Annotated in this window: 17 protein-coding genes, 15 tRNA genes and 3 rRNA genes; 3 read left to right on the top strand and 32 right to left on the bottom strand. The window is 48.8% G+C overall.

Annotated features, from left to right (window positions below; all coding sequences use genetic code 11):
• The 23 genes from P401_RS0101480 to P401_RS0101365 form a co-directional block, all read right to left on the bottom strand.
• A complete protein-coding gene (locus P401_RS0101480; RefSeq protein ID WP_029340917.1) occupies positions 1 to 567 on the bottom strand; it encodes a DUF5366 family protein in 567 nt (188 codons plus the stop codon).
• Positions 568 to 805: 238 nt separating this feature from the next.
• A complete protein-coding gene (gene trmL, locus P401_RS0101470) occupies positions 806 to 1,279 on the bottom strand; it encodes a tRNA (uridine(34)/cytosine(34)/5-carboxymethylaminomethyluridine(34)-2'-O)-methyltransferase TrmL (RefSeq protein ID WP_029340916.1) in 474 nt (157 codons plus the stop codon).
• Positions 1,280 to 1,282: 3 nt separating this feature from the next.
• On the bottom strand, positions 1,283 to 1,762 hold the full coding sequence (locus P401_RS19095; RefSeq protein WP_029340915.1) for a methylated-DNA--[protein]-cysteine S-methyltransferase: 480 nt from the start codon (positions 1,760 to 1,762) through the stop codon (positions 1,283 to 1,285).
• A complete protein-coding gene (gene queG, locus P401_RS0101460) occupies positions 1,737 to 2,897 on the bottom strand; it encodes a tRNA epoxyqueuosine(34) reductase QueG (protein ID WP_029340914.1) in 1,161 nt (386 codons plus the stop codon). The genes P401_RS19095 and queG overlap by 26 nt, the downstream gene beginning before the upstream one ends.
• 87 nt (positions 2,898 to 2,984) lie before the next feature.
• A tRNA-Gly gene (locus P401_RS0101455) sits at positions 2,985 to 3,055 on the bottom strand.
• Between the two features lie 38 nt (positions 3,056 to 3,093).
• Positions 3,094 to 3,164: transfer RNA gene (locus P401_RS0101450), tRNA-Gly, on the bottom strand.
• Between the two features lie 4 nt (positions 3,165 to 3,168).
• Positions 3,169 to 3,249, bottom strand: a tRNA-Leu gene (locus tag P401_RS0101445).
• 36 nt (positions 3,250 to 3,285) lie between these two features.
• A tRNA-Cys gene (locus P401_RS0101440) sits at positions 3,286 to 3,359 on the bottom strand.
• Between the two features lie 6 nt (positions 3,360 to 3,365).
• Positions 3,366 to 3,440, bottom strand: a tRNA-Gly gene (locus P401_RS0101435).
• Positions 3,441 to 3,448: 8 nt separating this feature from the next.
• A tRNA-Gln gene (locus P401_RS0101430) sits at positions 3,449 to 3,520 on the bottom strand.
• 10 nt (positions 3,521 to 3,530) lie between these two features.
• A tRNA-His gene (locus P401_RS0101425) sits at positions 3,531 to 3,603 on the bottom strand.
• A 9-nt stretch (positions 3,604 to 3,612) separates the two neighbouring features.
• Positions 3,613 to 3,683 (bottom strand) — tRNA-Trp (locus tag P401_RS0101420).
• Between the two features lie 4 nt (positions 3,684 to 3,687).
• A tRNA-Tyr gene (locus tag P401_RS0101415) sits at positions 3,688 to 3,771 on the bottom strand.
• Between the two features lie 31 nt (positions 3,772 to 3,802).
• A tRNA-Phe gene (locus P401_RS0101410) sits at positions 3,803 to 3,878 on the bottom strand.
• 7 nt (positions 3,879 to 3,885) lie between these two features.
• Positions 3,886 to 3,961: transfer RNA gene (locus P401_RS0101405), tRNA-Asp, on the bottom strand.
• A gap of 8 nt (positions 3,962 to 3,969) precedes the next feature.
• Positions 3,970 to 4,043, bottom strand: a tRNA-Met gene (locus P401_RS0101400).
• Between the two features lie 10 nt (positions 4,044 to 4,053).
• Positions 4,054 to 4,128, bottom strand: a tRNA-Glu gene (locus tag P401_RS0101395).
• Positions 4,129 to 4,149: 21 nt separating this feature from the next.
• Positions 4,150 to 4,240: transfer RNA gene (locus P401_RS0101390), tRNA-Ser, on the bottom strand.
• A gap of 26 nt (positions 4,241 to 4,266) precedes the next feature.
• Positions 4,267 to 4,341 (bottom strand) — tRNA-Asn (locus P401_RS0101385).
• Between the two features lie 6 nt (positions 4,342 to 4,347).
• Positions 4,348 to 4,463: ribosomal RNA gene (gene rrf / locus P401_RS0101380) — 5S ribosomal RNA — on the bottom strand.
• A 102-nt stretch (positions 4,464 to 4,565) separates the two neighbouring features.
• Positions 4,566 to 7,479, bottom strand: a 23S ribosomal RNA gene (locus P401_RS0101375).
• 167 nt (positions 7,480 to 7,646) lie between these two features.
• A 16S ribosomal RNA gene (locus P401_RS0101370) occupies positions 7,647 to 9,208 on the bottom strand.
• Together the 16S, 23S and 5S rRNA genes with 15 tRNA genes alongside form the textbook arrangement of a ribosomal RNA operon.
• Before the next feature lie 347 nt (positions 9,209 to 9,555).
• The gene (locus tag P401_RS0101365; RefSeq protein WP_029340913.1) at positions 9,556 to 10,425 is read right to left on the bottom strand and encodes a nucleotidyltransferase-like protein; all 870 of its coding nucleotides are present in this window, start codon (positions 10,423 to 10,425) and stop codon (positions 9,556 to 9,558) included.
• Positions 10,426 to 10,539: 114 nt separating this feature from the next.
• Here P401_RS0101365 and P401_RS0101360 point away from each other — a divergent pair, with 114 nt between their 5' ends.
• Complete coding sequence (locus tag P401_RS0101360; protein WP_029340912.1) at positions 10,540 to 10,902, top strand: DUF2614 family zinc ribbon-containing protein; 363 nt, start codon at positions 10,540 to 10,542, stop codon at positions 10,900 to 10,902.
• Between the two features lie 14 nt (positions 10,903 to 10,916).
• On the opposite strand, the gene perR is transcribed toward P401_RS0101360, so the two are convergent.
• On the bottom strand, positions 10,917 to 11,339 hold the full coding sequence (perR, locus tag P401_RS0101355) for a peroxide-responsive transcriptional repressor PerR (RefSeq protein ID WP_369792039.1): 423 nt from the start codon (positions 11,337 to 11,339) through the stop codon (positions 10,917 to 10,919).
• A 175-nt stretch (positions 11,340 to 11,514) separates the two neighbouring features.
• Between perR and P401_RS0101350 the strand changes: the two genes are divergently transcribed.
• A complete protein-coding gene (locus P401_RS0101350; protein ID WP_029340910.1) occupies positions 11,515 to 12,813 on the top strand; it encodes a glutamate-1-semialdehyde 2,1-aminomutase in 1,299 nt (432 codons plus the stop codon).
• 51 nt (positions 12,814 to 12,864) lie between these two features.
• Here the strand turns inward: P401_RS0101350 and P401_RS0101345 are convergent, their stop codons facing one another.
• From P401_RS0101345 to mutY, 4 genes are all read right to left on the bottom strand, one after another.
• Positions 12,865 to 14,598, bottom strand: coding sequence for an ABC transporter ATP-binding protein (locus P401_RS0101345; RefSeq protein WP_029340909.1), 1,734 nt, complete (start codon positions 14,596 to 14,598; stop codon positions 12,865 to 12,867).
• Between the two features lie 90 nt (positions 14,599 to 14,688).
• Positions 14,689 to 15,231, bottom strand: coding sequence for a nucleoside tri-diphosphate phosphatase (gene ntdP, locus P401_RS0101340; protein ID WP_023467311.1), 543 nt, complete (start codon positions 15,229 to 15,231; stop codon positions 14,689 to 14,691).
• Between the two features lie 116 nt (positions 15,232 to 15,347).
• Positions 15,348 to 15,773, bottom strand: coding sequence for an SRPBCC family protein (locus P401_RS0101335; protein ID WP_029340908.1), 426 nt, complete (start codon positions 15,771 to 15,773; stop codon positions 15,348 to 15,350).
• Positions 15,773 to 16,789 (bottom strand): A/G-specific adenine glycosylase, encoded by a 1,017-nt coding sequence (gene mutY, locus P401_RS0101330; protein ID WP_029340907.1) that lies wholly within the window; start codon positions 16,787 to 16,789, stop codon positions 15,773 to 15,775. The genes P401_RS0101335 and mutY overlap by 1 nt, the downstream gene beginning before the upstream one ends.
• Before the next feature lie 103 nt (positions 16,790 to 16,892).
• On the opposite strand from mutY, the gene P401_RS0101325 reads away from it, so the two are divergent.
• Positions 16,893 to 17,876, top strand: a complete 984-nt coding sequence (locus P401_RS0101325) for a metal-dependent hydrolase (protein WP_029340906.1) — start codon at positions 16,893 to 16,895, stop codon at positions 17,874 to 17,876.
• 45 nt (positions 17,877 to 17,921) lie between these two features.
• Here P401_RS0101325 and P401_RS0101320 read toward each other — a convergent pair whose 3' ends face one another.
• The 4 genes from P401_RS0101320 to P401_RS0101305 are packed head-to-tail and all read right to left on the bottom strand — an operon-like array spanning position 17,922 to position 22,374.
• A complete protein-coding gene (locus P401_RS0101320) occupies positions 17,922 to 18,194 on the bottom strand; it encodes a YfhJ family protein (protein ID WP_029340905.1) in 273 nt (90 codons plus the stop codon).
• A complete protein-coding gene (locus P401_RS0101315) occupies positions 18,191 to 18,511 on the bottom strand; it encodes a DUF1811 family protein (RefSeq protein ID WP_023467306.1) in 321 nt (106 codons plus the stop codon). Before P401_RS0101315 ends, P401_RS0101320 begins: the two co-directional genes overlap by 4 nt.
• Positions 18,512 to 18,571: 60 nt before the next feature.
• A complete protein-coding gene (locus P401_RS0101310) occupies positions 18,572 to 20,632 on the bottom strand; it encodes an ABC transporter ATP-binding protein (protein ID WP_029340904.1) in 2,061 nt (686 codons plus the stop codon).
• 14 nt (positions 20,633 to 20,646) lie between these two features.
• Positions 20,647 to 22,374 carry an ABC transporter ATP-binding protein gene (locus P401_RS0101305; RefSeq protein ID WP_029340903.1) on the bottom strand — a complete coding sequence of 576 codons (1,728 nt, stop codon included), beginning with the start codon at positions 22,372 to 22,374 and terminating at the stop codon, positions 20,647 to 20,649.
• Between the last annotated feature and the right edge of the window lie 35 nt (positions 22,375 to 22,409).

The following is a 22,409-nucleotide window of genomic DNA, read 5'->3' as shown; positions in this document are numbered from 1 at the left end:
TCAACTCGGAAATAAAATCGCTTCCCCGAAGGAATTGAATAAAGTTAGACCGACCCATGATAGACCAGCAAGCAGAACGCCCCAGGCTAAGAAAGAAAAGATGATCAAACCGACGGCTCCTGCTGCACTCGTCATTTTACTGATTTGAACCGTGTAAAAGATAAAATAGATGAAAAAGGACACAAGCAACACGATGCCGACATGCAAGAAGGACGTCATGAAGGCGAAGCTGACACAACCTCCGATAAGTAGCAGAATACTTCCCGGACGTAACATACCGAGTGTCGTTCCCTCTTGTTCCTTGATGAAAAAGGCAAAACCGAGCTGATTGATCGTATCCGATAATAGTTTAAGCGAACTAAAGATCATAAAGTAGACGATCAAAAAGCCAAGCCAAACGACGAGCTTCGTATCGCGTGCCGTCAAGAGTTGAAGTAGTTCATCGTACACGCCGACTTGATCGAGCCAATGTAATGCGAGTTCCGTCGTTGCAATCGCAAGGGACGTACTAAATAACAAAATGCTGATCAGCGGGGCATAACTTAATAGGTAAACGTTCGTACGCATGTGGAGTCTCCATTCATAGAAAATTCATATGTAGCACACAATTTCACTTACAGGTATACTATAATAGATTATATCGGTTCAAGAGACTGAAGGGGGAAACAAAAATGGCATTTATCTTAATGGTCGGCGTAAGTCTTGCGTTTTTGACAGCAATCTTCACTGCAGGCTACAACAAAAAACCTGAAGGTAACGAATAATTCATAAAAGCTCCATCCTGATTCAGGATGGAGCTTTTGCTTTACAGAAGACCTGCGTATCCTTGTTGACGTAATGCTTCATAGACGATGATCGCTGCCGTGTTTGAGACGTTCAGTGAACGAACGAGGTTCGATTGAGGTAGACGGATACACCGTTCTGCGTTCGCATCGATGACTTCAAGCGGCAATCCTTTTGTTTCCCGACCAAAGACGAAGAAATAGTCCTGTTCGATGTCCGATAAGTCAATCTGACTCGGGTACTGTTCCCCATATTTCGTAATATAGTAGAAAATACCTTCCGGATGTTTCTCCCACAGTTCTTCTAACGAATCATGATAACGAACATCGACGAATTCCCAGTAATCAAGACCCGCACGTTTAAGTTGCTTATCGTCCGTCGAGAAGCCGAGCGGTCGAATCAAGTGAAGGACGGAATGCGTCGCTGCACAGGTACGTGAAATATTTCCTGTATTTTGAGGAATCTCCGGTTGATACATAACGACATGAATAGCCATGATTCAATTCTCTCCTATCTCATGCGCTAAAAGCGCTTCTTTATGGGCAATCCCACTTGCAAAACCCGTCAGTTTACCCGTCGCCCCTATGACGCGGTGACATGGATAAATCAATGCGATCGGATTCCGATTCAAGGCACCGCCGACGGCTCGTGCTGCCTTTGGTTTGCCAATCATTCGAGCCAGTTCACCGTAACTGATCGTCTGACCAAACGGAACGGTTCGTAAAGCATGCAATACTTGCTCTGCAAATGGTGTGACACGTAACTGACAAGGAAGCGCGTCAAGCGCTTGTATGTCTCCTTGTGCGTAACGATCAAATGCCATGCGCCAAGCTTTCGGTAACTCACCTTCGTCGGTTTCTTCTTTTAAATAGGTCCGAGCACGCTCTTCATTCAATCCAAAATCGAGATACACGATTTGCTCTTTTTCCCATGCGACGAGCAATGTACCAAACTCATAAGTGAGCTGTTGAAATGGCATCTGATTCCCCCCACTCCTCAAGTAACCGTTGTCCTTCGGTTTGCACATCCACTGCAATATCGGCTAAAAGACGTGATTCGATGTACGACTTCTCATCGACTCCACCAATTCGACCAACTGCCCAGAGTGCAAGCGCCCGCATGTCTTCGCGGGCATCGTTTTCCGTCATTAACCGTAACGCCTCAATCGCGCTCTTGTCTCGATAATGAACGAGCGCACAAATCGCATTACGCTGAATCGGTTTCTTTCCACGCCATGCGCCGGATAATGTTCCGAACCGACTCTTGAACTCACGGTTACTCATGGATAAGAGTGGGACTAAGAGCGGTTTGACTTGTTCTGGATCCGGCTGTAGTTCAGCGTGATGTGTCGCATTCCTCTTCCGGTTATATGGACAGACTTGCTGACACGTATCACAACCGTATAGACGGTTCCCAAGCGCCATTCGAAATGGTTCTGGAAGCAACGTTTTCGTCTGTGTCAAAAACGAGATACACCGTTTAGCATCGATGACGCCAGGTTCAACAAGCGCATCCGTCGGACAAGCGTCGATACACTTATTGCATGTTCCACACAATTCTTCGACTGGCTGATCAGGCGGTAGGACGATATCTGTAATTAGTTCACCAAGATAGAGATAGGATCCGTGCTCCTCACTGATGATCGAGCAGTTTTTCCCACTGAATCCGATACCTGCTCGTTCCGCCACAGCACGATCGACGAGTTCTCCCGTATCGACCATTGAGCGCGTCCGCGCACCCGGACTCAGCTCTTGAATTTTTTCTTCAAGCAACGTTAAACGTTGTCGTAACGCCTGATGATAATCGAGCCCCCAAGACGATCGACAAAAGATACCGCGCCGCTCTCCTTCCTTACCACGAGGTGCATTTTTGAGGGTACTTGGATACGCGACCGCAATCGCAATGATCGAAGCGGCATCTTCTACGAGTAACGAAGGAGTCGTTCGTAAATCGATATCCGGCTCTTCGAAACCAGAAGCAAATCCTTTCTCCTGCTGCACTTGCAGACGACGTTTTAAGACAAGAAACGGATCGGCTGTCGTCACCTTCAGCTCATCGATTCCGATTTCTGTTGCGTACTCTTGTAAAGCCAGTTTCAATTGTACACCATCCATCACGACTCACTCCTTTCCTGTTAAGATTCCTTCCTAAACAAAAAGAGCAAGGTGTCAGCGAAAACGACACATTGCTCTTTTTTGGTAAGCGGGTGAAGGGAATCGAACCCTCGTCATCAGCTTGGAAGGCTGAGGTTTTACCATTAAACTACACCCGCATAATCAGGTGAAACATCAGATTGTGTAAAAAGTATAAAGCGGGTGAAGGGAATCGAACCCTCGTCATCAGCTTGGAAGGCTGAGGTTTTACCATTAAACTACACCCGCAAGATACCGGTGGTCGGAATCGAACCGACACTCCAAAGGAACACGATTTTGAGTCGTGCGCGTCTACCAGTTCCGCCACACCGGCACAATCTCTTGCAAAACTATTTAATTGAGAAATAGTTGGAGGCGCCAGTCAGAATCGAACTGACGATAAAGGAGTTGCAGTCCTCTGCCTTACCACTTGGCTATGGCGCCACTCATTGGAGCGGAAGACGGGATTCGAACCCGCGACCCCGACCTTGGCAAGGTCGTATTCTACCACTGAACTACTTCCGCTTGAAAAGCTGGGCTGGAAGGGATCGAACCTTCGCGTGCTGGAATCAAAATCCAGTGCCTTACCACTTGGCTACAGCCCAATAATAAGAGGGCGACTGATGGGAATTGAACCCACGAATGCCGGAATCACAATCCGGTGCGTTAACCACTTCGCCACAATCGCCATGGTAAACAGGGGCAGCAGGAATCGAACCCGCGCTGACGGTTTTGGAGACCGTAGTTCTACCGCTAAACTATGCCCCTATGGTGGTGGGGGGGGGCGGATTCGAACCGCCGAACCCGAGGGAGCGGATTTACAGTCCGCCGCGTTTAGCCACTTCGCTACCCCCCCACAATTGGGAAAATCATGTTGTTTTTAAAGATGGTGGCTTTGGACGGAATCGAACCGCCGACACAAGGATTTTCAGTCCTTTGCTCTACCAACTGAGCTACAAAGCCTTAACAATGGCGGTCCTGACGGGATTCGAACCCGCGATCTCCTGCGTGACAGGCAGGCATGTTAACCGCTACACCACAGGACCGTATGTAATTGCGGGGGCCGGATTTGAACCGACGACCTTTGGGTTATGAGCCCAACGAGCTACCAGACTGCTCCACCCCGCGACGCTATAAATGGTGACCCGTACGGGATTCGAACCCGTGTTACCGCCGTGAAAGGGCGGTGTCTTAACCGCTTGACCAACGGGCCATTATGAATTGAAAGTGATGATGGCGGAGAGCAAGGGATTCGAACCCTTGAGACGCTTTTGACGCCTACACGATTTCCAATCGTGCTCCTTCGGCCACTCGGACAGCTCTCCATTGTACGTGGTGAAGAAGTAATAAATGGCTCCGCAAGTAGGATTTGAACCTACGACCTACCGGTTAACAGCCGGTTGCTCTACCGCTGAGCTATTGCGGAACGATCGCCTGGCAGCGTCCTATCCTCACAGGGGGAAGCCCCCAACTACTTTCGGCGTTCAAGTGCTTAACTTCCGTGTTCGGCATGGGAACGGGTGTGACCACTTGGCTATCGCCACCAGACATTTATTATCTTAACATTATGTTCACATAACGTCAAGACTTTTTTTCGTTTTTTTGAAAGGCTCGTGCCCTCAAAACTGAAGTCATCAACAATGCATCTGCTAGAACAAGGCCTCGACCGATTAGTATCACTCAGCTACACATGTCGCCATGCTTCCACCCGTGACCTATCTACCTCATCGTCTCTGAGGGGTCTTTCTTGATTACTCAAAGGGAAATCTCATCTTGGAGGGGGCTTCATGCTTAGATGCTTTCAGCATTTATCCCGTCCGCACGTAGCTACCCAGCGATGCTCCTGGCGGAACAACTGGTACACCAGCGGTGCGTCCATCCCGGTCCTCTCGTACTAAGGACAGCTCTCCTCAAATTTCCTGCGCCCACGACGGATAGGGACCGAACTGTCTCACGACGTTCTGAACCCAGCTCGCGTACCGCTTTAATGGGCGAACAGCCCAACCCTTGGGACCTACTCCAGCCCCAGGATGCGATGAGCCGACATCGAGGTGCCAAACCTCCCCGTCGATGTGGACTCTTGGGGGAGATCAGCCTGTTATCCCCAGGGTAGCTTTTATCCGTTGAGCGATGGCCCTTCCATGCGGAACCACCGGATCACTAAGCCCGACTTTCGTCCCTGCTCGACTTGTAGGTCTCGCAGTCAAGCTCCCTTCTGCCTTTGCGCTCTACGAATGATTTCCAACCATTCTGAGGGAACCTTTGGGCGCCTCCGTTACTGTTTAGGAGGCGACCGCCCCAGTCAAACTACCCGCCTGACACGGTCCTCCAGCCGGATTACGGCTGCGAGTTAGAGACTCTATGCATGAAGGGCGGTATCCCAAGGGTGACTCCTCCGAAGCTGGCGCTCCGGGCTCGACGTCTCCCGCCTATCCTGTACATCATGCACAAAGCCTCAATATCAGGCTGTAGTAAAGCTCCATGGGGTCTTTCCGTCCTGTCGCGGGTAACCTGCATCTTCACAGGTACTATGATTTCACCGGGTCTCTCGTTGAGACAGTGCCCAAATCGTTACGCCTTTCGTGCGGGTCGGAACTTACCCGACAAGGAATTTCGCTACCTTAGGACCGTTATAGTTACGGCCGCCGTTTACTGGGGCTTCGGTTCAAAGCTTCGCTTGCGCTAACCCATCCCCTTAACCTTCCAGCACCGGGCAGGCGTCAGCCCCTATACGTCATCTTGCGATTTAGCAGAGACCTGTGTTTTTGCTAAACAGTCGTTTGGGCCTATTCACTGCGGCTCTACTCATGTAGAGCGTCCCTTCTCCCGAAGTTACGGGACCATTTTGCCGAGTTCCTTAACGAGAGTTATCCCGCGCGTCTTAGAATTCTCATCTCGCCTACCTGTGTCGGTTTACGGTACTGGCGCCTTCCCCCTCACTAGAGGCTTTTCTTGGCAGTGTGAAATCGTGACCTACGTCCCTACGGGACTCCGCATCGTTCCTTGACTTTGATGCCTGACGGATTTGCCAATCAGACGGTCTTGAAACTTGCACATGCACTTCCATCCGCATGCGTCACTATCCTCCTGCGTCCCCCCATTGTTCAAACGGTGGATCGGCGGTACAGGAATATCAACCTGTTATCCATCGCCTACGCCTTTCGGCCTCGGCTTAGGTCCAGACTAACCCTGAGCGGACGAGCCTTCCTCAGGAAACCTTGGGCTTTCGACGGAGGGGATTCTCACCCCTCTTTTCGCTACTCACACCGGCATTCTCACTTCCAAACGCTCCACTGCTCCTTCCGGTACAGCTTCACAGCGGTTTGGAACGCTCCCCTACCATTCCTTACGGAATCCGCAGCTTCGGTGGTATGTTTAGCCCCGTTACATTTTCGGCGCGGCGCCACTCGACTAGTGAGCTATTACGCACTCTTTGAATGGTGGCTGCTTCTAAGCCAACATCCTAGCTGTCTAGGCAGCGCCACATCCTTTTCCACTTAACATACACTTTGGGACCTTAGCTGGCGGTCTGGGCTGTTTCCCTCTTGACTACGGATCTTATCACTCGCAGTCTGACTCCCGAGTATAAGTTGCTGGCATTCGGAGTTTAACTGAATTCGGTAACCCTGTGGGGGCCCCTAGTCCAATCAGTGCTCTACCTCCAGAACTCTCAACCTCGAGGCTAGCCCTAAAGCTATTTCGGGGAGAACCAGCTATCTCCAGGTTCGATTGGCATTTCACCGCTACCCACACCTCATCCCCGCACTTTTCAACGTGCGTGGGTTCGGACCTCCAGTCAGTGTTACCTGACCTTCATCCTGGACATGGGTAGATCACCTGGTTTCGGGTCTACGACAACGCACTGAACGCCCTGTTCAGACTCGCTTTCGCTACGGCTCCGCCTCATCGGCTTAACCTCGCGCGTTATCGTAACTCGCCGGTTCATTCTACAAAAGGCACGCCATCACCCGTTAACGGGCTCTGACTACTTGTAGGCATACGGTTTCAGGATCTATTTCACTCCCCTTCCGGGGTGCTTTTCACCTTTCCCTCACGGTACTGGTTCACTATCGGTCACTAGGGAGTATTTAGCCTTGGGAGATGGTCCTCCCGGATTCCGACGGGGTTTCACGTGTCCCGCCGTACTCAGGATCCACTCTGGAGGGAAAACAGTTTCAGCTACAGGGCTGTCACCTTCTTCGGCCGACCTTTCCAGGTCCTTCACCTACTGTCTTCCTTTTTGACTCCGCATAGAGTGTCCTACAACCCCGAAGAGCATGCTCTTCGGTTTGGGCTGTTCCCGTTTCGCTCGCCGCTACTCAGGGAATCGCATTTGCTTTCTCTTCCTCCGGGTACTTAGATGTTTCAGTTCCCCGGGTCTGCCTCACGCTACGCTATGTATTCACGTAACATGTCCCATCCCATTACAGATGGTGGGTTCCCCCATTCGGAAATCTTCGGATCAAAGCATACTTACTGCTCCCCGAAGCATATCGCTGTTCGTCGCGTCCTTCATCGGCTCCTAGTGCCAAGGCATCCACCGTACGCCCTTCATACCTTGATCTAGCGTTGGTATTCTAAGAACACACGTCTTAAATGACATGGTTAATTAAAAGTTTGATGTCTTGTTGATGTCTTCAGTTTTCAAGGTGCGAGTGTCTCTATCGAGACTGAGAGACGAGCTCTCAAAACTGAACGATGGGCATGTCCCGTAAGGGACGTTTTCCTTAGAAAGGAGGTGATCCAGCCGCACCTTCCGATACGGCTACCTTGTTACGACTTCACCCCAATCATCTACCCCACCTTCGACGGCTGGCTCCTTGCGGTTACCTCACCGGCTTCGGGTGTTGCAAACTCTCGTGGTGTGACGGGCGGTGTGTACAAGACCCGGGAACGTATTCACCGCAGTATGCTGACCTGCGATTACTAGCGATTCCGACTTCATGCAGGCGAGTTGCAGCCTGCAATCCGAACTGGGAACGGCTTTATGGGATTGGCTCCACCTCGCGGTCTCGCTGCCCTTTGTACCGTCCATTGTAGCACGTGTGTAGCCCAACTCATAAGGGGCATGATGATTTGACGTCATCCCCACCTTCCTCCGGTTTGTCACCGGCAGTCTCCCTAGAGTGCCCAACTAAATGCTGGCAACTAAGGATAGGGGTTGCGCTCGTTGCGGGACTTAACCCAACATCTCACGACACGAGCTGACGACAACCATGCACCACCTGTCACCATTGTCCCCGAAGGGAAAACTTGATCTCTCAAGCGGTCAATGGGATGTCAAGAGTTGGTAAGGTTCTTCGCGTTGCTTCGAATTAAACCACATGCTCCACCGCTTGTGCGGGTCCCCGTCAATTCCTTTGAGTTTCAGCCTTGCGGCCGTACTCCCCAGGCGGAGTGCTTAATGCGTTAGCTTCAGCACTGAGGGGCGGAAACCCCCCAACACCTAGCACTCATCGTTTACGGCGTGGACTACCAGGGTATCTAATCCTGTTTGCTCCCCACGCTTTCGCGCCTCAGCGTCAGTTACAGACCAAAGAGTCGCCTTCGCCACTGGTGTTCCTCCACATCTCTACGCATTTCACCGCTACACGTGGAATTCCACTCTTCTCTTCTGTACTCAAGCCTTCCAGTTTCCAATGGCCCTCCCCGGTTGAGCCGGGGGCTTTCACATCAGACTTAAAAGGCCGCCTGCGCGCGCTTTACGCCCAATAATTCCGGACAACGCTTGCCACCTACGTATTACCGCGGCTGCTGGCACGTAGTTAGCCGTGGCTTTCTCGTAAGGTACCGTCAAGGTACGAGCATTACCTCTCGTACGTGTTCTTCCCTTACAACAGAGTTTTACGATCCGAAAACCTTCATCACTCACGCGGCGTTGCTCCATCAGACTTTCGTCCATTGTGGAAGATTCCCTACTGCTGCCTCCCGTAGGAGTCTGGGCCGTGTCTCAGTCCCAGTGTGGCCGATCACCCTCTCAGGTCGGCTATGCATCGTCGCCTTGGTGAGCCGTTACCCCACCAACTAGCTAATGCACCGCAAGGCCATCTCAAGGTGACGCCGAAGCGCCTTTCATCAGCGGACCATGCGGTCCGTTGAACTATCCGGTATTAGCTCCGATTTCTCGGAGTTATCCCAATCCTTGAGGCAGGTTCCTTACGTGTTACTCACCCGTCCGCCGCTCATTCCGCTGCCTTCCCTCCGAAGAGTTCCGTCAGTTTCCTGCGCTCGACTTGCATGTATTAGGCACGCCGCCAGCGTTCGTCCTGAGCCAGGATCAAACTCTCCATAAAGTGTTTGACTTGCTCGTTTTTGTGACCGAAGTCACGATTGACGAAGCTTGCGCTTCATTCGTTTTTGTATTCCGTAGAATACGATTTTTGCCTCATCGTTCAGTTTTCAAAGTTCGTCGTGTCGTTTTCAGCGACTTTAATAAGATATCATGGAATAACTTAAGCGTCAATCCCTTTTTGAAATCTTTTTTCTTTCTTGTCACCGTCCAGTGTGTGTTGCCCTGTCGACATGTATTAATATACTATCTCGGTATAACACCGTCAATAGTTTTTCTAAAAAAACTTTCGCAATCTTTTTCCTTCTATATATAGCCAAAACGATCATGAGAAAAAAATAAAGCCGATCGTCATACGACCGGCTCATACGTCACAAGTTCGACCCCTGCACCTTTAGTCGTTTGATACGAAATACGAATCAAACCTTTTCGCATGAAGAAGTCGATCAAACTACTTAAATCCACTTTAACTTCTTGCAGTCGTTCTTCTTCCATCAATTCATACATCGTCCAAGGTACCGTCCGTTCACGCATGATTTCGAATAGATAACGCCCTCCCGATAACACCTTGGACTGTAAAAGATGTTCAAGTCCAATCAATGCAAGATGAATACGTTGATCTAGCGTCTCTTCACTCATCAATAATTGTTCATATAGTTTATAAACATCCGGATCATCAAGTCGCGCTTGCTCCCAGACGACTGTCTCGGGATGTTTCCCTTTCTCGAGGACGGATAGTCGCGCGAGATGGTGCAATGCATGATGAACATGTGTATAGGCATCATAATGATGTCCGCGACTGAACAAGTTTCTTCCATCTTGGAAACGACGTAATAATTTAGCAAATGAAATCGTCATCTGTAAATGACGTTCCTCATCAGGAAAGTTGAGTAGTTGCCGTTTTAAATCAACTAAGTAATCATTTCGTTCGAACACGATTGTTCCCTCTGCAATCCAGTGGATCGCTCGTCGATTCGCATTTAACAAAATCCAGCGTGATAACACATCCTCGTGTACAAGATGTAAGGATACCTTCAGTGTGTTCAACCGGTAATGTTTGATCGTCCATTCGACTTCCGGATCTCTTGTGATGACAACAAGAAGCGTATCAAATTGATCCGTTAGGGAATCCCGTGGCTGTCGTTTCTCAACAGCAATGATTCCTTGCGTTTCACGATAAGCCGCGTATTCCGAATAAATCGTCCGTGTTGCTTGTTCCATTTACTTCTCACCCTTCTATACGAACTCGTCGTTACCATTTTCGACAAAAAAACAAGCTTTCCTTCTTCAGGCAGTCGCACATCTTATGCTAGACTGACAACAGGGGGAATTCACTTGAAAAAACAACGTAAAAATAAAATAAACCGCGCACGAAACCTTGCTATGTTTCTTGTATTCGGTGGGATGCTCGTCATGTATGGCGGCCTATTACTCAAACAATTTGAAATCATCATGGTCTTACTCATGCTTCTCGGCTTCGTCATGGTCCTCGCTAGTACTGCACTCTATTTCTTGATTGGTCTAACATCAACAAAAGCAGCTGTCGTCACTTGTCCAAACTGTGGAAAAGAAACAAAAGTCCTTGGTCGCGTCGACTTATGTATGCATTGCGATGAACCACTGACGATGGATCCGTCTCTTGAAGGAAAAGAATTCGATGAAAAATATAATAAACACAATAAACGAGCTCCCCGCTAAGGCAGCTCGTTTTTTTATTGGACATTCGATTGACAGTCCGGACAAGTTCCGTACACTTCTAATCGGTGACGATCGACTTTAAAGCCCGTTAAGTGCGCCGCAACCGTTTCGACATCATCGAGCACAGGATAGTTGAAATCAACGATCTTTCCACAGTTCTCACAGATCATGTGGTAATGGCGTGTCGTAACGAAGTCGAAGCGACTTGAAGCGTCTCCGTAATTCATTTCCTCAACGATTCCCTTTTCTCGAAACACGCGTAAGTTATTATATACAGTAGCCACACTCATGTTTGGAAATCGATGCTCGAGTGCACGATAAATCTCATCCGCTGTCGGATGCGTGTGTCCCGTCGTTAAATATTCCAAAATCGCGTGACGTTGTGGTGTCATTCGAACGCCTGATTCCCGAAGTGACTTCACGGCGTCATCCAGCATTTCGTTAGCCACGTCCATCCCCTCATTTCTATCTTTCATTGATTATCAGATTGTAATCTTTATAATTAGTCTACCTACAAATAGGCATTCCGTCAACGGCTCTGCACCGGATTTGACGTCCATGATACAATCATATCGTGATATTTTTCACGAATTATCGATTGGAGGAATCCTCATGTCTACCCATACTACACGTCCTACTTCAGAGGCGTTATATGAAATCGCACAAGAGTGTATCGTTGGTGGCGTCAACAGCCCATCCCGTTCATTCAAAGCCGTCGGCGGCGGTGCACCTGTCTATATGGAACGCGGAGAAGGTGCTTACTTTTACGATGTCGATGGCAATCGCTATATCGATTACTTAGCAGCCTATGGTCCGATCATCACGGGACACGGTCATCCTCACATTACGGAAGCGATCACCCATGCTGCCCAAAACGGTCTTCTTTACGGCACACCACATCGTCTAGAAATCGACTTTGCACATAAACTACAAAAAGCAATCCCATCGCTTGAAAAGGTTCGTTTCACGAACTCTGGAACCGAAGCCGTCATGACGACGATTCGCGTCGCTCGTGCGTATACAGGTCGTGAGCTTGTCGTGAAGTTCAGTGGTTGTTACCACGGTCACTCGGATCTGATGCTGATCGCAGCAGGAAGCGGACCAGCAACACTTGGTTCCCCAGATTCAGCCGGTGTCACGAAAGCGACGGCAAAAGAAGTCATTACGACACCGTTCAATGATATCGAATCGTATCGTCAAATCATGGAACAATGGGGCGACCAAATCGCTTGTGTACTCGTCGAACCAATCGTCGGAAACTTCGGCATCGTCGAACCGCAACCTGGTTTCCTTGCTGCGGTCAACGAAATCACGCATGCTCACGGCGCACTCGTCATCTACGATGAAGTCATCACAGCCTTCCGCTTCACGTACGGCAGTGCACAAGAACTACTCGATATCCGTCCTGATATGACGGCACTCGGAAAAATCATCGGCGGTGGACTACCGATCGGTGCGTATGGCGGTCGTAAGGAAATCATGGAACATGTCGCGCCACTCGGTCCTGCTTACCAAGCGGGGACGATGGCAGGTAACCCAGCATCGATGGCTGCCGGTATCGCTTGCCTTGAATTACTCGAGCAGCCTGGCGTTTATGAACAACTCGATCATCTTGGTGCCTTACTCGAACAAGGTGTCCTTGATGCAGCAAAACGTCATGACGTGACGATTACGATCAACCGTCTCAAAGGCGCCATGACGGTTTACTTCACGGATGAAACGGTCATTGACTATGATGGTGCAGAACGTGCGGACAGTGAGATGTTCGGTCGCTTCTTCAAGTTGATGCTTGAAGAAGGCATTAACCTCGCTCCTTCGAAATACGAAGCGTGGTTCTTGACGACAGAACACACGGAATCCGACATCACAGAAACGATCGCAGCAGTCGATCGTGCCTTTGCTCGACTCTAAGTCTTTCTCCTAAAAAAAGCAGCGACCCTCACGAGGATCGCTGCTTTTGTGTTATTCGACGAGTTCCAGATTTTGAATCGCATACAGTTCGAAATAAGCGCCTCGTTTTTGCATGAGGACTTCGTGTGTGCCGATTTCCGTAATTTGACCATTTTCGATGACGACGATCTTATCGGCATCGGTGATCGTTGATAAACGATGCGCGACAGTAAACGTCGTCCGCCCTTTCGCGAGACGTGCTAACGAGTCTTGAATCATCGCTTCGCTCTCTAAATCAAGCGCACTCGTCGCCTCATCCAAAATTAGAATCGGTGGATTCTTCAAGAAGACCCGTGCAATCGCAAGACGTTGTTTTTGACCACCTGATAACTTGACGCCGCGTTCTCCGACCGGCGTATGATAACCGTTTGGTAACCGTTCGATGAATTCATGGGCATTTGCTGCTTTTGCTGCTGCGATGACTTCCTCGTCCGTCGCCTCCGGATTCCCCATCTTGATGTTCATCTGGACCGATTCACTGAAGAGAATCGATTCCTGCATGACCATCCCGATCTGATCGCGAAGACCACGCAACTTCAAGTCACGAATGTCAACGCCGTCCAGTGTGATCCGACCGGCAGACACATCATAGAAGCGCGGAATCAAACTGACGAGCGTTGATTTCCCACCACCTGACATCCCGACGAAAGCAATCCGTTCGCCTGCCTGAACGTCAAGCGTTAAACGATCAATCGCTAGCTCGCCGCCTTCTTCATAAGCGAAACTGATATTTTCAAACTGAACGTTTCCGCGGACGTCTTTTGGATCGCGTGCATTTGGTTTTTCTGTGATATCATACGGCTCATCTAAAAACTCGAACATCCGGTCCATCGAAGCAATCGACTGTGTCAACGTCGTTGAGGAGTTGACGAGACGACCGAGCGGCGCATACAGACGGTCGATATACCCAATGAATGCGACCATCGTTCCTAGCGACACTTGTCCGTTCAAGACGAAGAAGGCTGCCGTTCCGAAGATCAGGATCGGTGCGAAGTCCGTAATCGTCGAGACGACGACATACGTCCGTGCATTCCAGTTCGTTTGACGAAGCGCGGCTTTTAAGAATCCATCATTTTGATGTTTAAACGCTTTGTTCTCGTGTGGTTCGAGTGCAAAACTACGAATGACCGCCATCCCGTTGACCCGTTCTGTCAAATGACCTTGTAGTTCCGCAAGGGCTGCCGAGCGTTCCCGTGTCAATCCACGTAAGCGACCATAAAAGAACTTAACGGCAAGAGCATAGAATGGTAATGGAATGATGGCGACGAGCATCAACTTCGGATCAATCGTCCACATGATCGCGATCGCAATGAAAATCGTGATCATATCAAGCCATAAATTCATTAATCCCGTGACGACGAAATCTTTCGTCTGCTCGACATCATTGATGATCCGCGAAATGACTTCTCCGGTTTTCGTATTCGAATAAAATCGAAGTGATAATTTCTGAACATGATCAAACAATCGATTCCGTACGTCAAATAAAATCTTCGACGCGGACCATTGCGCGAGGTACTGACGAACATATTCGAGCGGCGGTTTGACGATCAAGAAGATGAAGACACCCGCTCCGATTAAGTATGCCAGTTGTTTACTTTTTTCCGCCATCGGCATCGTGTTTCCGGTTAGGATATTATCGATGATGTACTTATACAACAACGGAAGTCCGAGTGGGATCGAGAACTTGATGATCCCGACGAAAACCGTCAGGAGAATCTGTTTTTGATACGGCTTGACGAATGCCATATAGCGGCGGATCGAGCCTTGTTTCTTACGTTTTGCTTGTGTTGCCACGTGTTTCACTTCCTTCAATTAAAAAAAGACGATGGCGAACCATCATCTCCGATATCTTGTTTCATATTCACGATACCACATATCCACGAAAGCCGGGTTAAATGGACCCTTCCGACTGCGGATCCATTGAATCAGGATTTGGACATTGTCTTTCAAAATACGATCGATCGCCTTCGGATAGTTCATTTCGCGGCGATGCTTCTCATACTCGTCCTCATCGAGGATCATGTAGGACATGTCCGGATATACTTTGATATCTAAATCGTAATCAATGTACTTGACTGCTCGATCTTTCTCATCGAACGTAGAAGGTGATCCAAGATTGCAGTAATAATAAATGCCGTCCTCCCGAATCATACAAATGACATTGAACCAGAGTTCTGTTGAAAAGTAACAGATTGCAGGCTCTCGTGTTCGCCACTGACGACCATCCGATTCACTGACCATAATGCGGTCATTGAACCCAATCAATTCTTCTTCCGTCGATTTCAGCACGAGCGTTTCTTCCCAAACTCTGTGTAAGCTCCCGTTATGTTTGAAACTTTGAATCTCAATCTTGCTACTTTCTTTTGGGAATCGACTCATGTGCTACTCCTTTCTAAAGCGTTTTTCTTCCATTCTGTTATACTCTCGTGCTTATTATACCCATTTTCAGAACGCATGAAAAACGAAAGGGTATTTTTTCAGAAAAATGACGGAATTCAGGCTTGAAAGTGATTCAAAATCGCATTTTTTCGTTGTTTGAACATCGGTTTCAAGATGAATGCTTCAATGATGAAAGCTGGCAAGAAGGATGCATACGTCACTTCATCCACGAAATAGACGCCAGATTCACGTTCTTCGACCCGATGCACATGGCACCATGCCCGGAATGGATACGGAACTTTTGTACCGACATCAACGAAGACATATTCTTCTACGAAAGGAATCCAAGACGTCCACGAGACAAATAGTGGAGGAACACCAACGCGCAGACGAATCGTATTTCCCGCTCGTGTCCGCGTATCGCCTGACGTCTTCACTTGCGGAAATACCGTCAATCGACTTAAGGCCTTGGCGTCACTTAAAAAATCCCACGCTTGCTCCTTTGATGTATCGACACGTGTCTCAAAACGAAAAGTATGCATTAGATCTCCCCCTTTAATAGTCGATCAATCTTCATTTGCGCGACAGATACCGGATGCTTCGCATACGTTTCCTGATCAACCAGTACCGTCTGGTCCGGCTGTTCCGTCACGCGATAAACGGCAATTTCCCAGATCCGGTGTGAAAAGATATGTCGGACGTGCCCGACAAGCGTTCCATTACGATCTTCTTCTGCTTCTCGAAGTGGGTATTGCCACATACCAGCAAGCAAACCGGTCTCCGCCCGTTGTTCAATTGCGATTTTTCCGTCTGCTTCATAAACAAGAGCATCATAAGGAATAATTTGCGTCTTCCCTTTCTTCGTCTTCACAGGTAGTTCTTCCTGTGCATTTCGATCATATGCAAAACAAACGTCTTGAACAGGACAGAGTCCACACATCGGAGACTTCGGCGTACAGACCATCGCACCAAGTTCCATCAAGCCTTGATTGAAGCTTGACGGATCAGCCGGATCAATCAACTGATAAACCGCAGCTTCAAACAACTTTCTCGTCTTCGGTGCAGCAATATCTTCATAGATTCCAAGTACACGCGAGAGAACCCGCATCACGTTTCCGTCTACTGCTGGTTCTGCCTGTCCATAAGCAATCGACAGTACCGCTCCCGTCGTGTACGGACCGACACCCTTCAGCTGACTGAATAATTCCTTCTCATCCGGAACGATTCCGTCATATTTTTCAACAACTTCCTGAACCGCGATTTGAAGATTCTTGACACGGGAATAGTACCCTAAGCCTTCCCAGTGTTTCAGGACTTCACTCTGATCCGCTTCTGCTAAATCATGTGGAGTCGGAAAACGTTTCGTGAAGCGTTCATAATATGGAATGACCGTATCGACACGTGTTTGTTGGAGCATGATCTCACTAATCCAGATATGATACGGGTTTTTGGTTCTTCGCCACGGGAGATCCCGCTGTTCACGAAGGAACCAGGCAATCAGTTCTGTGGTAAATTGTGTTTTATTAAAGTTTGTGAAATATTCTTGAACGACAGTCAAAAGGTTACCTCTTTTCTCTTGGATACGATATATTTATTAAAAATTACTCGGCAGAACCTCGATGGATTCACCATCACGATTTTATAGAAGGAGCGAATTCGCATTGGATACTGGTACGCATATCGGCATGGGACTTCGTCTCGCCGCCATCTCGACGCTACACCCTGACGTCGCAGCGAGCACGACGATGTTTGCTGCCGTGACGACGACGGCGCTCGTCGGCTCACACGCACCGGACTTCGATACTGTTTTTAAATTTAAAGGAAACAGCGCCTACTTGCGTCAACACCGCGGAAAATCGCACGGGTTGATTGCCTTGCTCGCCTGGCCGTTATTACTTTCAATCGTCATCGGCACGTTGTTCGGTATACCTCCGACTTCATTATGGCTGATGGCGCAGATCGCTGTCGCTCTTCATGTCTTTGTCGATCTGTTTAATGCTTACGGTACACAAGCCTTACACCCGTTCAAACAATCCTGGATCGGTTGGGGTGTCATCAATACGTTTGATCCATATCTGTTCACGATGTATTATGCCGCGTTCGGGATTTGGCTACTAACGAGAGCGACGATCGTCATCTTCCCGATTTTGATCGCTATCGTCATCATCTATTACGCTGTGCAGTTCAAGTTGCGAAACGATGCACTCGCGACCGCTGCACGCTATTATCGCGGCGCCCATAAACTGTTCATCTCACCTGGCATGAAATGGGATGAGTGGCATGTCGCGGCACGATTACGCGATGAGTATTCCGTCGTTAAGATCAACAGTGGAACCGTCGTCGAATGTGGAAACTCCCGCATCAAGGACGAACCACACGGTGACGCCTTGTACGAAATCGTCAAACAAAATGCTGACTTGCAAGCGTTTCTTGAGTTCTCGAAGATTCATACGTATACGGTCTCACGAAAGGATGGCATTGTCGAATACCGCTTCACCAACTTGCGTTACTTCACGAAGGAAGTCTATCCATTCGTTGCCGTCGTCAGAATCGACGCCGCCACACAAGAAATCGTCAGCTCCTATACCGGCTGGGTCTTCAGCGAACGGACCTTGCAGAAAAAACTGTTCATCCCTGCATTATAAAGACAAAGCTCCGCGCAACGGAAATCCCGATGTGCGGAGCTTTTTTCATTCGACGTTTCGACCTGTCATCAAATGCTTGAATTTTTCGTTCGTCGTATTAAACCGGTGCAACATTGCCCCGTGCTGTTTGATCTGCTGCTCGACGAAATGAACCGCGACGGCTTCACCTTGATATTTCTCACCTGCGCGTGCGAGTGTCGCTTCGAAATCTTCCCAAAGCACTTCGACCCACGTCAGTGCTTCTTCCGGGATTAATACTTCATTTACTTGCAATAATTCTTCAGCCAGTTGCTGAAGGGCTTGTTCTCGATTCGTCATGTCTGTTCTCCCTCTCCTGTGAATAACGCGAGCGGAATCGCGACTTCCTGAGCGGTTCCTTCAAAATGTCCCCAGCCCATGACGCCATTGACGAAGTGTAACTCAAATCGTGCCTCTTCTCCTTCGATTCGGTAAAAGGCCCCCCGTTCGAATCGTGCCGGATCAATCAAATAACTTTTCGCAATAGCGATTTTCCGCGTCACGACCTCCACTTCACTGACGTTCCCGTGTTGCTCCGCTTTTCGTTTTTGTTCACTTAATTTCGTGATCAACATCTCAAGCTCGTATTTCGATAATTGACTCATCCGTGTCTCCATTACAAAAACTCCCCCTCTTCGTTTTTCAGTATAAACGAAAAGGAGGAGAAACTGGATGGATTAGCTTGATTTCAATTCAAGATTCCGCTTACTTTGTAACGCATACATTTTCGCATAAATACCGGACGTTGCAAGGAGCACATCATGGGACCCTCGCTCGACGATTTGACCACGATCGAGAACAAGAATCTCATCCGCATCTTTGATCGTCGACAAGCGGTGGGCGATGATGAACGTCGTTCGTCCTTTCGTCAACGTCAGTAAAGCATCTTGAATGACCGCTTCCGTTTCCGAATCAACGCTCGCTGTCGCTTCGTCAAGAACTAGGATCGCAGGATCGAACGCTAACGCACGGGCAAAACTGATCAACTGTCGTTCACCCGCTGATAATGTGGCACCTTTTTCGATGACTGGTTCATCGAGCCCGTTCGGTAAACGATCAATGAACCGATCCGCGCCGACGGCTTTGATTGCTTGTCGTACCCGTTCTTCTGAAATATCAGGATTGCCGAGTGTGATGTTCGAGCGAATCGTTCCTGTGAAGAGGAACGGATCCTGTAAGACGATGCCCATATGCTCACGAACCGCTTGTTTCGGTAAAGTCGTCACGTCCTGTCCGTCAATCAACAACTGTCCTTTTGACGGATCATAGAAACGCATTAATAAATTCATGATTGAACTTTTCCCGCTACCCGTGTGACCGACGAGAGCAATCGTCGCGCCAGGACGAGCATCGATTTGAATCTCACGTAATACGGGATTCCCCGCTTCATAACTGAATTCAACGTCTTTGAAGGTCACCGCTCCTTTAAACCGAGCAACGCGACCTTGTTCGACCGGCTCTCCCTTTTCGTCAAGCAATTGGAACATCCGGTCCGCTGAAACGAGTGCTTGTTGTAGCGGTGACAGCTGATTCATGATTTGGGTGACGGGTTCGAATAAACGGGACACGTAATCGATATACGCATATAAAATCCCGAGCGATAAAAACGATCCGTTCGTCAGACTTTTTCCGCCGACGACCCAAATCAACAAGGCGAGCGTCAAGTTTTTCAAAAAGTAGGATAGGTTATGAGACATCAGGGCATCGAGTCGTAACAACTTTGCCCGCGTCTGATAGTTTTCTTCGTTTTTTTGTTCGAATTCGGCAAGGACTTCCTTCTCGCGTGCATAAGCCTGAATGATCGGCATCGTCTGGATGTTCTCATTCAGTTGACCATTCATGTCGGCAACGAGCGAGCGGACCTTGAAGTTGTTCTTCGTCGCAAGTTTCTGGAACAGCTGAATCCAAAAATAAACGATCGGAATGATGATCAGCGAGACGAGTCCTAAGCGATAATCGAGGAAGAACATCGCGACGAGAATCCCCGCCATCGTGATGATCCCTGAGAAGACTCGGGCGAGCACACCGAGATAAAGATCGCGAATCGTTTCCGTATCGTTCGTGACCCGACTGACAATTTTACCGATCGGTGTCTGATCGAAATAACGGACCGGTAACTGTTGCAGATGCGTAAAGACATCAAGCCGCATCCGTTTAATGATTTTATGGGCAGATCGCTGGAGCAAGATTTGTTGAATCCAGTTCAAACCAGCCGCTGCCAGCAGCAAAAGGACGTAGATCAAGGACAACCAGCCGATTGCTTTTAAGTCTTTTGAATAAAAATCATAGACCTGTCCTTGTGTCAGTTTTTGAATATTATCATACGTGTAGACGTCGTCTCCACGCGTGATCGTCATCGTATTTCCATTGATTTTCCGCTCTCCCCCACTGACGACTTGTTTCGGTACGAAAAAGTAGCCGTTGGTCGTTTGGACGATCGAGACGGATTGAACAATCTGACTTTTCGAGACGTCTTGTGCTTTGGCGAACTGACGGCCGTCATAGATGACCGCACCGTCTGATTTAACCTCGACCCAGTCCTTTTCAATTGCCACGATATGTTCATCGATGATGACTTTCGCAATATACGGACCTGTCAATTCCGCTCCGACTGCCAGTACGAGTAAAAATAATCCTAAAAAGATCGCTTGTTTCTCATGCATCGCATAGCGGATCAACGAACGGATCGTCGTCTTCCGACGTGCCGGATCGAGTTGGTATAATTCTAATTCATTCATGCAGAGGCACCTCCTTACATCTCTTCACTTTGTCGCTCGAATTGTTGAGCGTACCAGCCATTTTGTGCCATCAGGCTGTCATGTGTTCCTCGTTCAGAAATCATTCCATCTTGCAAGACGATGATTTCGTCCGCATGTGCCACTGCCGACAAACGATGGGCAACAATTAATGTCGTGGATTGGTGACGATTCGATCGAATCGAATCAATGATATGTGATTCCGTTTTCGCGTCTACCGCTGATAGTGAATCATCCAGCAACAGCAACTCTGGTTTTTTTAACATCGCCCGCGCGATCGATAGACGTTGCTTTTGTCCGCCTGACAACGTGACGCCACGTTCACCGACCATCGTCTCAAGTCCTTGTTCGAGCGTTTCAATGTCTTTTTCAAAGGATGCGAGACGAATCGCTTCCTGCAATTCTTCTTCTGTCGCTTCACCTGCACCGAACAAGATATTGTCCCGGACGGATTTCGAGAATAGTAAATGTTCTTGTGACACATAACCCGTCCAACCGCGAACCGTCTCTAGCGCAACATCTTCATACGGTATGCCATTGACCGTCAGCATGTCCCGTCCAATCGGATACTCACGTAGGAATTGACGCAAGAACGTCGTTTTACCGGATCCGGTTGGTCCGACGATCCCGATCGTTGTTCCTTGTTCGATCGTCATATTCAAATCTCGTAAGACCGGATGGGCTGTCTCTGGATACGTAAACGTCAAATCGTTCATCTCGATCCGTTCAGGGCGATCGACGTGTTCCCGCGGTGTCGAAGCAATCAACGGTTTGACTCGCATCGTTGCTTCTAAGCGGTCAAGACTTGCTGTTCCACGCTGGATGACGTTGATCAATTCGCCAAAGGCGTACATCGGCCAAATCAGCATCCCGAGATAGATGTTAAAGGCGACCAATTGTCCGAGCGTGATGTCGTTCGTAAAGACGAGATATGTCCCGAACGATAAGCCGATCAAATAACTGAAGCCGACGAGCAGCTTGATGATCGGTTCAAATAAGACATCGATTTTTGCGACGTGCATGTTTTTCTCAAAGACATCCGTCGTGACATCGTCGAAGCGTTTGACATCGACCGGTTCTTGGACGAACGAGCGAATGACACGCAGTCCGGAAATCGACTCGACAACTTGGTCATTCATCGTTCCGAATGAATCCTGGGCAGTGATGAAACGTCCGTGAATTTGACTTCCGAGCTTATTCATCGCGTAGGCGAGAAGTGGCATCGGTAACAAGGCAGCAAGTGTCAGCTTCCAATCGATCGCCACCCCCATGACGACGAGGGTGATTGCCGTCATGTTCAACGAGTCGACGAGCGTCAAGACACCAAATCCGGCTGTCCGCTCGACCGCCTTCAAGTCGTTCGTCGCGAGCGCCATCAAGTCTCCCGTCCGATTCTTTTGGTAGAACGTCGGCGTCAGTTTCAATAAGTGCGTAAAGAAGCGACTCCGAAGTGTCCGTTCTAATAAAAATGCCGTTCCGAATAATTTCGCTAACCACAGATACGTCAAGATGAAGGAAACGATGGAAATGACCGTTAATCCACCGACATACTGTAAGAGTGTCGTTCGGTCCATCGAACCTGAGCGTAAACCGTCGATCACTTTTCCGATCAACCACGGCGGCGTTAAATCGATGAAGCCCGTGATAATCAGTAAGACGACTGCTACGAGGTAAGATGATTTGTGTTCTTTTAGAAACCAACTCAATTGCCGAAATAAACGCATGAGGGTCCCCCCTTTACTGTGAAATGAAGTGTTTT

The organism is Exiguobacterium acetylicum DSM 20416, assembly GCF_000702605.1.
GTDB lineage: Bacteria > Bacillota > Bacilli > Exiguobacteriales > Exiguobacteriaceae > Exiguobacterium_A > Exiguobacterium_A acetylicum.
Note: the sequence above shows the minus strand (reverse complement) of the source record. Positions and strands in the feature narration are given on the sequence as shown.

Excerpts from the sequence above, each read along its gene's own strand:
- P401_RS0101315 (WP_023467306.1), bottom strand. The coding sequence starts at position 18,511 with ATGGAGACACGGATGAGTCAATTATCGAAATACGAGCTTGAGATGTTG.
- P401_RS0101365 (WP_029340913.1), bottom strand. The coding sequence starts at position 10,425 with ATGGAACAAGCAACACGGACGATTTATTCGGAATACGCGGCTTATCGT.
- perR (WP_369792039.1), bottom strand. The coding sequence starts at position 11,339 with ATGCTGGATGACGCCGTGAAGTCACTTCGGGAATCAGGCGTTCGAATG.
- P401_RS0101350 (WP_029340910.1), top strand. The coding sequence starts at position 11,515 with ATGTCTACCCATACTACACGTCCTACTTCAGAGGCGTTATATGAAATC.
- P401_RS19095 (WP_029340915.1), bottom strand. The coding sequence starts at position 1,762 with ATGCCATTTCAACAGCTCACTTATGAGTTTGGTACATTGCTCGTCGCA.
- ntdP (WP_023467311.1), bottom strand. The coding sequence starts at position 15,231 with ATGAGTCGATTCCCAAAAGAAAGTAGCAAGATTGAGATTCAAAGTTTC.
- P401_RS0101480 (WP_029340917.1), bottom strand. The coding sequence starts at position 567 with ATGCGTACGAACGTTTACCTATTAAGTTATGCCCCGCTGATCAGCATT.
- P401_RS0101310 (WP_029340904.1), bottom strand. The coding sequence starts at position 20,632 with ATGAATGAATTAGAATTATACCAACTCGATCCGGCACGTCGGAAGACG.
- P401_RS0101345 (WP_029340909.1), bottom strand. The coding sequence starts at position 14,598 with ATGGCATTCGTCAAGCCGTATCAAAAACAGATTCTCCTGACGGTTTTC.
- P401_RS0101320 (WP_029340905.1), bottom strand. The coding sequence starts at position 18,194 with ATGACGAATCGAGAACAAGCCCTTCAGCAACTGGCTGAAGAATTATTG.
- trmL (WP_029340916.1), bottom strand. The coding sequence starts at position 1,279 with ATGGCTATTCATGTCGTTATGTATCAACCGGAGATTCCTCAAAATACA.
- P401_RS0101335 (WP_029340908.1), bottom strand. The coding sequence starts at position 15,773 with ATGCATACTTTTCGTTTTGAGACACGTGTCGATACATCAAAGGAGCAA.
- queG (WP_029340914.1), bottom strand. The coding sequence starts at position 2,897 with ATGGATGGTGTACAATTGAAACTGGCTTTACAAGAGTACGCAACAGAA.
- P401_RS0101305 (WP_029340903.1), bottom strand. The coding sequence starts at position 22,374 with ATGCGTTTATTTCGGCAATTGAGTTGGTTTCTAAAAGAACACAAATCA.